At 70.0% G+C, this 12,237-nt stretch carries 9 protein-coding genes; 3 read left to right on the top strand and 6 right to left on the bottom strand.

The genetic code is table 11. From position 1 onward, the window contains the following. Window positions 1–24: 24 nt before the first annotated feature. Window positions 25–606, top strand: coding sequence for a hypothetical protein (locus WME89_RS39870; protein ID WP_438004817.1), 582 nt, complete (start codon window positions 25–27; stop codon window positions 604–606). A gap of 162 nt (window positions 607–768) precedes the next feature. Here WME89_RS39870 and WME89_RS39875 read toward each other — a convergent pair whose 3' ends face one another. Further along, complete coding sequence (locus WME89_RS39875) at window positions 769–1,332, bottom strand: ExbD/TolR family protein (protein ID WP_436621413.1); 564 nt, start codon at window positions 1,330–1,332, stop codon at window positions 769–771. 676 nt (window positions 1,333–2,008) lie between these two features. Between WME89_RS39875 and WME89_RS39880 the strand changes: the two genes are divergently transcribed. After that, complete coding sequence (locus WME89_RS39880; RefSeq protein WP_438004818.1) at window positions 2,009–2,866, top strand: helix-turn-helix domain-containing protein; 858 nt, start codon at window positions 2,009–2,011, stop codon at window positions 2,864–2,866. Window positions 2,867–3,030: 164 nt separating this feature from the next. Here WME89_RS39880 and WME89_RS39885 read toward each other — a convergent pair whose 3' ends face one another. The 5 genes from WME89_RS39885 to WME89_RS39905 form a co-directional block, all read right to left on the bottom strand. Then, window positions 3,031–3,600: a hypothetical protein gene (locus tag WME89_RS39885; RefSeq protein ID WP_438004819.1), complete on the bottom strand. Its 570-nt coding sequence runs from the start codon at window positions 3,598–3,600 to the stop codon at window positions 3,031–3,033. 435 nt (window positions 3,601–4,035) lie between these two features. Continuing rightward, complete coding sequence (locus WME89_RS39890) at window positions 4,036–6,258, bottom strand: family 1 glycosylhydrolase (protein ID WP_438004820.1); 2,223 nt, start codon at window positions 6,256–6,258, stop codon at window positions 4,036–4,038. Further along, window positions 6,255–7,376 (bottom strand): UDP-galactopyranose mutase, encoded by a 1,122-nt coding sequence (glf, locus tag WME89_RS39895; protein WP_438004821.1) that lies wholly within the window; start codon window positions 7,374–7,376, stop codon window positions 6,255–6,257. The genes WME89_RS39890 and glf overlap by 4 nt, the downstream gene beginning before the upstream one ends. 3 nt (window positions 7,377–7,379) lie before the next feature. After that, complete coding sequence (locus tag WME89_RS39900) at window positions 7,380–8,495, bottom strand: glycosyltransferase family 1 protein (protein WP_438004822.1); 1,116 nt, start codon at window positions 8,493–8,495, stop codon at window positions 7,380–7,382. A 278-nt stretch (window positions 8,496–8,773) separates the two neighbouring features. Continuing rightward, window positions 8,774–10,687: a glycoside hydrolase family 2 protein gene (locus tag WME89_RS39905; RefSeq protein WP_438004823.1), complete on the bottom strand. Its 1,914-nt coding sequence runs from the start codon at window positions 10,685–10,687 to the stop codon at window positions 8,774–8,776. 379 nt (window positions 10,688–11,066) lie between these two features. Between WME89_RS39905 and WME89_RS39910 the strand changes: the two genes are divergently transcribed. Continuing rightward, window positions 11,067–12,215, top strand: coding sequence for a phospholipase D-like domain-containing protein (locus tag WME89_RS39910; RefSeq protein WP_438004824.1), 1,149 nt, complete (start codon window positions 11,067–11,069; stop codon window positions 12,213–12,215). Window positions 12,216–12,237 lie beyond the last annotated feature (22 nt).

The following is a 12,237-nucleotide window of genomic DNA, read 5'->3' on the forward strand; positions in this document are numbered from 1 at the left end:
GCCATCGTGTGCTAGGTTGTCCGCGTGTGGGTACGCCGCGCAGCCATTCGCCCCGTCCCCTCGTACGCTCAGGTGCCTGCGCGCGTCCTGTCCGAGATCGAGGATCAGCTCGCCGAAGATGACGACGACTCGCGCAAGCAGCTCGACGACGCGTTCACGCGCTTCGAGCAGACGCAGCCTGCGCTCGCGGACCGGATCTCCTCGGTGCTCTCGGGCCCGCTCGACGAGACGGCGCTCGCCCTCGGCTATTTCCTGACGCTCTCGATCTGGCTCGCCTTCGACGAGCTGTTCGGCCAGGACCTCGAGGAGGTCACCGAGACGGCGCTCACGGGGGTCGAGGAGTCGCTGAACCTGGACGAGCAGATCCGCCTCCACGATCCTGCCGAGGCGGTCGACTCGGACGACGTCATCGCGATGGAGCAGCCCGACGTGCTCGCCTTCGTGCAGGAGCACCTCGACGCGGCCCTCGAGGCGAACGCGCACGAGGTCGACGTCGACGACGTCCACGCGATCTACCGCGTGGTGCTGATCGAGGTGCTGGCGCTGAGCTATGCCGTCCGCCCGCCCTCGAACTGGGTGGCGCTGACGACGGAGTTCACGGCGTAGCGCCGCGAGCGCACTCCCCCTCTCAGATAACGAAGACAGAGCGGCGTTCACCCGCACAGGAGACGGGCCCAGATCGGCGTCTTCGGCGCACAGGCGCACTCCGGTGCGCCGAGCACCGAAGACGTCGAGGTGGGCCCGTATCCGAAGCGGGTGAGCGCCGCTCTAGCGCGCGGAGAACGTTGCCAGGAACGCGGGCATCTCGACGCTGCGGCCATCGTCGAGGACGACGGCGCGGCGCGGGGCGTTGATGGCGTCGAGCACGGCGACGAGCTCGCGGAAAGGCGTCTTGTCGTCGCTGTGGAGCACGGCCTGGTCGGCGCGACGGTCGCTCGGGGCGCGGTGCTCGCCGCTCCGCTCCCACTCGCGCTGGATGGCCTCGCCAAGCTCCCGATAGCGGATCGCGGTGGCTCCCGCCGCGCCGATCTCGACAGGATGCTTGGGGACGGTCACCTCGCTCAGCACGGTCGCGCCCTGCTTCCACACGAGGTTGAAGCTGTCCTCTCCGACATGGACGTGCATCGTCCTGAGAGGCTCCTTCTGGCACTCCTCACCACACCCGGCGGCGGCAGGCACCTCTGCGCTGGTCTTGAGCCGCGAGTTCGTGACCCACACGGCCGTGATCAGGAGAAAGGCGATGGTCACCATCAGCAGATCGATGAACGGGATCATGTTGATCTCGCTGTTCCGCGCCCGCCTCTCGCCTCCCCCAACGTCGACGCCTGCCATGGCTGCCTCCTTGTGCGTTCGTGATGCCGCGATGTGTGTTCTTCACGTTGCGGCGCTCTCCGGCTCGCAACGCCGCGACGTGAAGGACAGACGACGACGCGCGCAGGATGTTCCTGAAACGCCAGATCACGCCCACCAGCCCAGCGACACGCCGCGCCCCGGCGGATGAACGGACGAACGGAGGCGGCGCTACGCGGTCGTGCGCTCCGCCTGTCCACTATTTCGGAGGTCCATCGCCGGAAGGCTCCGCCAGGATAACGCAACGCGTCGTGTCAGCGCACCCTGACAAATTTCACCATCACTGTATTCACGCGGACGCAGCGCGTGCCGTGGCCTGCTCTGCGGGCTCGAAGGCCGACACGGTGCGCCATGGCTGAGTCCGCATGACACGACCCGCCAATTGACGCGGCGTGCCGTGACCCGCGCGTCATGATCGCGCTGTCCCTTGACAGACAATCCGTTATAACGGATGATGTGCTTACGGGTTGGAGGTAAAGCGGATGCGCCCCCAGAGTGCTCAAGTGATCGACCTACAGGAGTACCGGCAGCGTCGGGTGGTTCGGAACGAACGCCCCCTCGAAGACGACAAGGAGAGGTCGTCGGGCAGTTCAGCGACCATGCCGGTCGCCCTCTGGTGGTACCCCGTCTGGACCTGGATGCCAGTCTGGCAGCTGCGATGAAGTCGGTCCGCCAGAACACGCGACGCCCCTTCCCGGCGTCGATCCACGGCGAGGATTTCGATCCCTCGTTGACGGCGTCGGGCCTGGCGAACGGCGCGAGCGCGTCGATCCAGTCGGCGGGGACCGCTCCGTCGCTGGCCGGGCCGCCCTCGCAGCGCAGGCCGGAGAGCGCCGCGGGCCCCGCGAGCTCGCTCTCCAGCCGAGCCAAGGGGGAGGCCCCGCCGCAACGGGAAGCGGACGACGGCTCTGAAGAAGCCTGGACCTACGAGATGGCCCCGCAGGACGCCTCCTCGGCGCTCACGGGCATCGTCGGCGCCAACCTGCGCCGCCTCCGGACCAAGCGCGGGCTCTCCCTCGAGCGGCTCGCGAAGGCGTCGAACGTGAGCCGGGCGATGCTCAGCCAGATCGAGCTCGGCCAGAGCACGCCGACGATCAACGTGGTCTGGAAGATCGCCCGGGCGCTGAGCGTGCCCTTCTCGGCGCTGATCAGCGACCAGTCGATCGGCGGCACCTCGATCATCCCGGCCGCGCGCGCCAAGGTGCTGACGTCGCACGACGGCTCGTTCTCCTCGCGCGCGCTGTTCCCGTTCGATGTGCCGAGGACCGTCGAGTTCTACGAGCTCAAGCTCGCCCCCCTCGCCACGGAGCACGCGGACCCGCACCCGCCAGGCACGGTCGAGAACCTCGTGGTGACCTCCGGGACGCTGGAGATGATCGTCGGCGCCGAGCGCCACCTGCTCTCGACCGGCGACGCGATCCTGTTCGAGGCCGACGTGCCCCATCAGTACAGGAACCCCACCAAGCAGGACGTCATCATGTACCTGGTGATGACGTACATCGAAAAGACGAGCTAACCAGCGTTCGACGCGCCGAAGCGCGAAGACGAAGAGAGCGCCAGGAGAGCTTCCTCTCCTCTTGGCGCTCTCTTCGTCTTCGCGCTCTCTCTGATTGTCCTGGCGGTCCGCCTTCGAGCCGATCGGTGCTCCGCCGGCTCAGGCGCTGCGCCAGGAGCGCGCGATCACTTGTTCATGCTGGCGACATGCGCGCCGGAGCCCATGTTGCTCGTGCTGCCCGAGCCGGAGCCCATGCCCATACCCATGCCGGTGTTCATGCACATCATCATCGGCATGTTGCCGCACATGAGCATCATCGGCATGCCCATGCTCATCATCTTCATCATGGCGTCACAGCGCTCGCGCAGCATGTCCATACCCATGCCTTCCATGGGCATCATCTTGCAGACCATCCCCTCCTTGTCCATCTCACAGGTCATCCGCGCCATCATCGGCATCTGACCCATCATCTGGGGCATCATCCCCATCATGCCAGGCATCTGACCCATCATCTGGGGCATCATCCCCATCATCTGGGGCATCATCCCCATCATGCCGGGCATCTGGCCCATCATCTGGGGCATCATCCCCATCATCTGGGGCATCATCCCCATCATGCCGGGCATCTGACCCATCATCTGGGGCATCATCCCCATCATGCCGGGCATCTGACCCATCATCTGGGGCATCATCCCCATCATGCCGGGCATCTGACCCATCGAGCTCATCATCGGCATGTTCATCATCGGCATCATGGCGTTTTCCTCCGCAATCTCGTGGTTACGTCTGCGGCCCAGGCTAGGCGCGCAAGCAGGGACGGGCAAGCAACGCCGCCGGGACCGCCCACTTTTCCTCCGGTGGAACAGACGTGTCGACGCCCTCGACAGACGGCGCGCCAATCCAGCAGACAACCGTCTGTCATAACGAAACGTCGGGACGCGCGAGCGCCATCTTCGACGGAATGACGCGCGAGCCGGCAAAGCGAGCTCATCGGCGCTAACCCGCACCGTGCTGGACGTCGAGCTCCGGACACGCGGTCGACATGCGGGAAGAAGCCGGAAGATGTCATTGATGTCTTATGCTCGCATGAAGGACCTCCCGGATACGACTACCGCCTTCTCCTGAGGGTCGATCGGGGATGTCCGTCATCCACGGTGAGGCGCGCCGCGCATCCCGGCTCCACGCGGCCGTCATCCGGCCGGGCCGCCGTCCACATCGACCAGATAGCGCTCGAGCGCGTCGTCGAGCGCAGGGAGCAGGAGCCCTCTCTGGCTGCCCAGGGCGCTGTACCGGGGGCGCGGCGCGACGAAACAGAGCGCGTGGCTCGGGCACCGGACGAGGGACTTCGCGTCCACCCGCGCAAGCGCGGCGCTCCGGGTGACGAGCTCAGCCCAGGTCACCGCGTCGCGGTTCGCCAGGTGCCAGAGGCCCCGCTCGCCGTCGATCAGGAGATCGAGGACCGCATTGACGAGGTCGGGCGTGTAGGTGGGCGTCACGATCAGGTCCTCGGCCGCGCTGAAGGGGCGGCCGTCGCGCAGCGCGCGCAGGGCGGCCGCGACGAAGTTGGAAGCGTCCCAGGGGTCGATGAAGGCCGCCGTGCGCACCACCAGGGCCGTCGGCAGGATCGAGAGCACCTGCTGCTCGGCCACAGCCTTGCTCCGCCCATACGCGCTGAGGGGCCTCGCCAGGTCGGTCTCTACATAGGGAGTCGTCCCGGTGCCGTCGAAGACCTGATCGGAGGAGAACGTGACCAGCCGGACGCCGCGCTCGCGGCACGCCGCCGCGAGCACCGCGGGCCCGGAGGCGTTCTCCCGCGCGCACCGGTGAGGCTCCAGCTCCGCATCGTCGACCCGCACGTAGCCCGCCGTGTTGATGACCGCCCACGGCGCGTGGCGCTCGAGGGCGCGCTCGACCGAGGCGGGGTCGGCGATGTCCATCTCGCGCCGGCTCAGCAGGCGGTGCGGCAGCCCGCGGCGAGCGCACACGCGCGCGAACGCCCTGCCGAGCGTGCCCGCGGCGCCAGTGATCACGAGCGGCGGCCCCTCGGTCGACACGGCAGGGCCGCGGCCGGACGGCTCGACGCGCGTTGCGCCGTCGCGCTCCTCCACGCGAACAGCCGGGTAGAGGAGCCGCTCCGGGCGGCGCCACCACCCCGGCGACGCGAGCACCGGGTGGTTGAACGGCTCCCCGCGCGCGAGCGCGCGGACGAGCCCGGCGAGCGCCGTCGGGCGCGGCGCCTGGCCGCGGACATCGAAGACGCCCGGCTCGTAGCGGTCTCGATTGCGCACGACGAGGCTGTCCCAATCGAACGAGCCGAGCAGCGCCCACGCGGTCACCGCCCGCACGTCCGCGCCCGCCGCGCGCGCGGCCACCGCCGCGCGGTGCGCCTCGGCCAGCCACCGGAGCTGCTCCTCGCGGGAGCCGCCCAGGTGCGCCTCGGTGATCGCGACGGGCCGGCCGTAGCGCTCCCAGACCTCGAGGAGGCGCGGGAGGTGCCCGCCCACGCCGCCAGCGACGACGCGCACCGCCTCGACGTCGGCGTAAGCGTGCCTGTCATTGCCGCCGTGCATCCATGACGGGTAACGATCGAGGCGCTCGTCGATGAACCGCTCGCTCGTGATGTAGTAGTTGATGCCGAGGATGTCCGGCGGGCAGGGCGACGCGACGAGCGCCTCGAGCTCGCCGGGGGACGCGCCCCACTCGAGGAGCTGGGGATACAACGGGTGATCCCGGTCCACCCGCCCCATGATCAGGTCGAGGCTCAGCCACCTGCGGTGATTCTCGTGCTCCGCCTGGTAGGCGAGCAGCGGCGTGCTGAACGTCTTCCCGAGATCCTCCGTCTGCACGAGGCGCGCGCGCGGGTTGATCTCGCGGACGGCGCGCATGGCCGCCGCGGTCGCGCGGCACTGCGTCAGGAGCGCGCGGAGGAAGGAGCGGCCGTCCTGCCCGTGCGGGTACCAGTGGCCATAGAGGCCAGAGAAGCGCGCCGTGGTGAGCGGCTCGTTCACCGGCGTGTAGTCCTCGACCCACGGGTAGCGCTCCGCGACAGCGCGGGCGAAGCGCGCGAGCCCCTCGACGAAGCTCGGATCGACGAGGCTCGTCCGCGGCGGCCCGCTGCCGTGATGGACGAGGCCCACGATCGGCCGGACGCCGAGCTCGCGCAGCCTGCCGAGGCGCGCGTCGGCCCACGCGAAGCGCGCGGGGCCATCGGGCGCGGTGCGCTCCCAGAGCACGGGGTACCGGAGCGCCCGGATCCCGAGCTCGGCGAAGCGATCGAGGTCATCGAGCCGGTGCGCGTGGCCGCTCCGCTCGAGCTGATCGTGGTACGCGTCGCGGACGCGGTTCACCGTGCACTCGATACCGCCCCAGAGCTCGAGCGGCGGCTCGCCGCCCTCCCCCGCTGCCCCGCTCACGCCGCCTCCGCGAGAGACCGCCAGCTCGGTGCGCCCGTCAGCTTCGTGTAGAGGGTCAGGGCCTGGGCGACGACCTGATCCATGTTGTAGTAACGGTACGTGCCGAGCCGGCCGGCGAAGTGGACGCCGCAGGTCGAGCGGGCGAGCTCCTCGTATTTCCGGTAGAGCGCGGCGTTCTCCGGCCGCGGCACCGGGTAGTACGGGTCGCCGTCGCCGTTCGGGAACTCGTAGACGATGGTCGTCCTCGGGTGCGCCTGGCCGGTGAGGTACTTGAACTCGGTGACCCGCGTGTAGCTGTTCTCGTTAGGATAGTTGATGACAGGCGCCGCCTGGTACACCTCCTGGTCCTTGGTCTCGAACTTGAACTCGAGCGAGCGGTAAGGCAGCTTCCCGAAGCGGTGATCGAAATAGGCGTCGATCGGGCCTGTATAGATCACCTCGCGGTGCGGGATGACATTGCGGATCTCGCGGTAGTCCGTGTTGAGCAGGATCTTGATGCCAGGGTGATCGACCATCCGCTCGAACATCCGCGTGAACCCGTGGAGCGGCATCGCCTGGTAGGTGTCGGCGAAGTAGCGGTCGTCCCGGTTCGTTCGGACAGGGACGCGCGCGGTCACCGAGGCGTCGAGCTCCGACGGGTCGAGCCCCCATTGCTTGCGGGTATAGCCGCGGAAGAACTTCTCGTAGAGCTCTCGCCCCACCTTGCTGACGATCACGTCCTCCGACGTGCGGATGCTCTCGCGCCGCTCGGCGCGCGACGCGAGGAAGCCCTCGACCTCCAGCGCGTTGAGGCTCAGGCCGTAGAGGCCGTTGATCGTGTCGAGGTTGATCGGGATCGGCAGGAGCTGCCCGTCGACCCAGGCGCGCACGCGGTGCTGGTACGGGCGCCACTCGGTGAACTGCGACAGGTAATCGAAGACCTCCCGCGAGTTCGTGTGGAAGATGTGCGGTCCATACCTGTGCACGAGGATGCCCGCGGCGTCGTGATGGTCATACGCATTGCCGCCGATGTGCGCGCGCGCGTCGCAGAGCAGCACCTTCTTGCCGGCTCCGCGGGCGAGCCGCTCGGCGAGGACGCACCCGGCGAAGCCGGCGCCCACGATGAGGTAATCGAACATGGCTCACTCCGCCGCCGCCGCCCGGGCGCGGCCCTCCAGCGCGCCCTCGAGGAGGCGCTCGATCCTGGCCCACGTGGCGTCCCACGAGCTCCGCCCGAGGAGGTCGTCCGCGCGCGCGAGCAGCGGGCCGCGATCCTCGGCGAGCGCCGCCTCCACCGCGGCCACGAAGTCGCGCGGCGCGTCCGCGATGCGCGCCAGCCCGAGCTCGCCATAGGGCTGCACCACGTCGCGGATCGAGGTGGAGACGACGGGCTTGCCGCCGGCCAGATACTCCGGCGTCTTCGTGGGGCTGATGAACCGCGTGGCCCCGTTCCGGGCGAAGGGCAGGAGCGCCACGTCCCAGCCCGCGAGGTACGCGGGGAGCTCTTCATACCGCTTCTGCCCGAGGACATGGATGTTGGGCGCGCGGGGCAGCGCCGCGGGGTCGATCTTGACCACGGGCCCGACGAGCACGATCTGCCAGGCGGGGCGGAGCGAGGCGACCGCGGCGATGAGCTCGAGATCCATGCGCTCGTCGAGGACGCCGAAGAAGCCGAGGCGCGGCCTCGGGATCGCCGCCTGGTCGGCGGGCTCGGCGCGGGGAGCGGACCGCGCGCGGGCGAAGTGCGCGACGTCGACGCTGCTCGGGAGCGCGTGCACGCTCGGGTGCAGCGCCCGCTTCGCCTCGTAGAGGCTCGCGCCGCCGGCGAGGACCAGATCGGCGCGGCCCAGGAGCTCTGCCTCGCGCTGCTTGAGCGACGGGGGCGCCCCGGCGAAGGCCGATAGCTCGTCCATGCAATCATACACGGTCGCGGCGGGCACGAGGTGCCGAGAGAACGAGAGCGCCATCGGCGTGTAGTACCAGAGCACGTAGTCTGTTATCGCGTGGCGCTTCATCATGTCATCGAGGAGCTCGCGCTGCATCGCGGAGGCCCGCGACGTCCCGGCGCCGGCGGGCAGGTGCGGAGTCGCGATGCGGACACCCCCGTGCTCGGCCTCGGTCTCCTCGAGGCGCGGTGGTTCGCCGTCGAACACCGGCTCCTCGAAGAAGAAGACGCGCCGCCGCCGCGCGCAGCGCGTGAGCAGGTGCTGCGGCCTCTGAAACACGAAGTTGAAACGCAGGTGCGAAAAGCAGATCACGTCTGGCTGCGATCTCGCGTCCATCGGTCCCTCCCGATCGAGTCTCGGTGTGCACCTGGGTCCCGGCCCGGGCATCGGACAGGCGCTATTCAAGGAGCATGCCGGCGAGCGCGCCGCGACGCGGCGTGACCGCGCCTCTCGCGAGATCGCAACGCGATTGCGGGGCAAGGGCGTCAGGATTCGAGGAGGAGCGGACCGTTGAGCCCACCGAGGGTGGATGAGATCGTGCGTCAGCTCGCGCCCAGGACCGCTGGAGGTCGGTCGGCGCGCCGGCGCGGCTATCTGCCGTCCTCGACCATGGGATCGAGCACGCCCTCCTGCCGAGGCCCCTCGCGCCCCCGCAGATCCAGGCAGTCGGGCTGGAGGTGGCCGGAGACGCGGCCGCGCGTCGCGGCGTGGATCTCGTGGAGCGGGAACTTCGGCGTTCGATCCGCGTAGAGAAGGCCGTTCGCCTCCTGGTACGTGTCGGCGAACTGCGTGTAACAGAAGCCGCTGAGCAGCTCGACCGAACGCACGGCCGCGAGCAGGCTCTCGTAGGCCCGGGCGAACGACCGCGGGTCGTTGCAGAGCGAGTAGCCCCAGATGCCCGGGGCGCTCCGCCGCAGCGCGATCCCGCCGAACTCGGACAGGATGATCGGGAGCTCGACCGTCCCGCGGTGTCCATCGAGCACGAGGAGGCGGCCGCCGGGGCGCTCGCGCTGGAACAGCCTGGGCCGGACGTCTTCGGCGTGGTAGCGCCGCGCGATCCGCTCCGCGTCGGCGTCGTAGTCGTGGATCCCGATGATGTCGGTCGCCACGCTCTCCCAGCCGTCGTTGCCGACCACGGGGCGGGTCGAGTCGAGCGTCCTCGTGAGGTGGTAGAGCGCCTCGACCCAGTGGCGCTCCCGCGCGTTGTCCGGCAGGTTCGGCACTCCCCAGGACTCGTTGAACGGCACCCACGCGATCACGCAGGGGTGGCTGTAATCGCGCTCGACCGCGTCGATCCACTCCCGCGTGAGGCGCTCGACCGATTGCGCCGTGAAGCGGTAGGCGCTCGGCATCTCCTCCCAGACCATGAGGCCGAGCGTGTCCGCCCAGTAGAGATAGCGCGGATCCTCGATCTTCTGGTGCTTGCGCACGCCGTTGAAGCCCATCTCGCGCGCGAGCTCCACGTCTCGCCGGAGCGCGAGATCGTCCGGCGGCGTCATCCCGGTCTCGGGCCAGTAGCCCTGATCCAGCACCATCCGGAGCGGGAGCGGCCTCCCGTTGAGCACGATGCGATCGCCCTGGATCGCGATCGAGCGCAGCGCCGTGTAGCTCCGGACGCGGTCGAGCACCTCCCCGCCCCGGCCGAGCAGCTCGAGCTCCGCCTGGATCAGGGTGGGCGACTCGGGGCTCCACAGCAGGTGGTTCCGGAAGTCGTCGATCCCCGGGTCGGAGAGCGCGACCCGCCGGTGCACCTCGCCAGCGACGACGGTGTACGTGTCGTCGGCGAGCAGCGCGTCGTCGTAGTGGAGCCGCACCCTGAGGCGCAGATCATCGCGGCGCTCCCCCGCGATCCTCGCGTAGCAGTCGAGCTCCCATCGGGTGAGGCTCGACGCCCAGCGCACCGCTCCGATCGACGTCCCCGGGACGCGCTCCATCCAGACGGTCTGCCAGATCCCGGTCGTGCGCGGGTACCAGATCGAGTGGGGCTCGTCCTCCCAGTCCTGCTTGCCGCGCGGCTTCGCCAGGTCGGTGGGGTCGTCCTCGGCGCGGACGACGATCTCCTGCGCCCCGCACGCGCCGAGGTGGTCGGTGATGTCGACGCTGAAGGGGGTGTAGCCGCCGGCGTGGCGCGCGACGAGGCTCCCCTCTACCCAGACGGTGGCCTCGTAGTCGACGGCGCCGAAGTGCAGGACCAGCCGCTCGCCCTGCCGGAGATCGGGCGCCTCGAACGTCCGCCGGTAGAAGCAGGCGCGGTAGAAGCCCATGTCCCCGATCCCGCTCCGCTTCGTCTCGGGCGAGAACGGGACCTCGATGACGCGATCCCACACGACCTCGCCGGGCCTCCTCCACCTCGCCTCCGGATCGAGCGCGAACGCCCAGGTCCCGTTCAGGGACGTCCACCCGGCGCGCCGGAGCTGCGGCCTCGGATACCCATGCTCCCGGCCGCCCGCGCTCGACAGCTCGTCCTGCACGGCGTGTTGCCCCTTCGCTCGCCTCGGTGCCATCGCGTGACGTGTCCTCTCTCCGCGCGTCTCCGCGCGAGCCGCCGCCGGACCGAAGCGCGGGATCGCGGCTCTCCCGCCCACGGCGGTGGATGATGCCCGCGCGCACAGGCCGAGTCCAACCCGCCCCTCGCAAACATCCATTCCTCGCCTTGACATTCATCCTTCATCGACCGGATCTCAAGGTGTCTCCCGGCATTGCGCGTTCGCTCCAACTTCCCTTCTCCGGCAATCCCGCACGATCACCCGCCCGCCCGGCATCACGGTGGGCCCGCGGCGGACCGGCCACCCCGCTTCGGCGCCCGGCCCGTATCTCGGCGCCGCCCACCGACCGCGCTATCATCCATGCCGCCTCACCCCGAGGAGCCCGGCCCCTCGCTGCATGTCCCACCCCCCCCTCGCGCCCGCCGAGCCCGCCTTCGCCGAGATGATCGTCGGCGCCCATCGCGTCGCGCTCCTCAAGGACGGCGCCCAGGCCTACCCGGCCATGCTCGAGGCCATCGCCCGCGCCCAGCGCACGATCTGCCTCGAGACGTACATCCTCCGGGGCGATCGCACCGGCCAGCGCTTCGCCGAGGCGCTCGCCGCGCGGGCGGCCGCGGGCGTCGAGGTGAGCCTCCTCTTCGACGCCTGGGGCTCCTCCGTCTCGTCGTCGTTCCTCGACGGGCTCCGCCGCGCCGGCGTCCGGCCCCTCGCCTTCCGCCCCATCGAGCTCTCCGCCCCGTTCGGGAAGGTCGCCCGGCGCGACCACCGCAAGGCGCTCATCGTCGATGGCACCGTCGCGTTCACCGGCGGCCTGAACATCTCCGACGACTACGCCGCGCCGGAGGACGGCGGCGCCGGCTGGCGCGACACCCACCTGCGCATCGAGGGCCCCGCGTCCGCCGAGCTCCAGTACTTCTTCCTGCGCACGTGGCAGCGCGCCGGCGGCGCCCCCGTCGACGAGCAGCGCTACAGCCACGCCGGGCGCAGGCCCGACCCCGCCGTCCAGATCATCAGCAACGACCTCCCCCGCCGCAGGCACCGCCACGGCATCCGCGACGCCTACCGCCACGCCATCGAGCGCGCCCGGCACCGGATCTTCATCACGAACGCCTACTTCCTGCCGCCGCTCCGGATCATCCACGCCCTCACCGCCGCGGCCCGCCGCGGCGTCGACGTCAGGATCATGGTCGCCGGCACCACCGACGTGCCTGCGGTCCTGCTCGCGTCGCGCACCATCTACGGCCACCTCCTCGACGCCGGCGCCCGCATGCTCGAGTGGCGCGGCCGCGTCCTGCACGCGAAGACGGCGGTCATCGACAGCGCGTGGTCCACCGTCGGCTCCACCAACCTCGACAGCCAGTCGCTCCGCATGAACCTCGAGGCGAACGCCGTCATCTCGCACCGCGGCTTCGCCGGCGCCATGGAGCGGATGTTCGCCGACGATGTCGCCCACTGCCGCGAGTTCACCGTCGCGCACTGGGCCCGGCGCCCCCTCTGGGAGCGGGCGGCCTCGTGGACAGCCTACCTCGCGCGCAACTGGCTCTGATCCCCCGCGCGCGCCGGGTCGC

The organism is Sorangium sp. So ce321 (assembly GCF_051530195.1).
GTDB lineage: Bacteria > Myxococcota_A > Polyangia > Polyangiales > Polyangiaceae > Sorangium.

Bases quoted from the DNA above. Each gene is read 5' to 3' on its own strand.
- glf (WP_438004821.1), bottom strand. From the start codon at position 7,376: ATGTTCGATTACCTCATCGTGGGCGCCGGCTTCGCCGGGTGCGTCCTC.
- WME89_RS39905 (WP_438004823.1), bottom strand. From the start codon at position 10,687: ATGGCACCGAGGCGAGCGAAGGGGCAACACGCCGTGCAGGACGAGCTG.
- WME89_RS39880 (WP_438004818.1), top strand. From the start codon at position 2,009: ATGAAGTCGGTCCGCCAGAACACGCGACGCCCCTTCCCGGCGTCGATC.
- WME89_RS39875 (WP_436621413.1), bottom strand. From the start codon at position 1,332: ATGGCAGGCGTCGACGTTGGGGGAGGCGAGAGGCGGGCGCGGAACAGC.
- WME89_RS39910 (WP_438004824.1), top strand. From the start codon at position 11,067: ATGTCCCACCCCCCCCTCGCGCCCGCCGAGCCCGCCTTCGCCGAGATG.
- WME89_RS39885 (WP_438004819.1), bottom strand. From the start codon at position 3,600: ATGATGCCGATGATGAACATGCCGATGATGAGCTCGATGGGTCAGATG.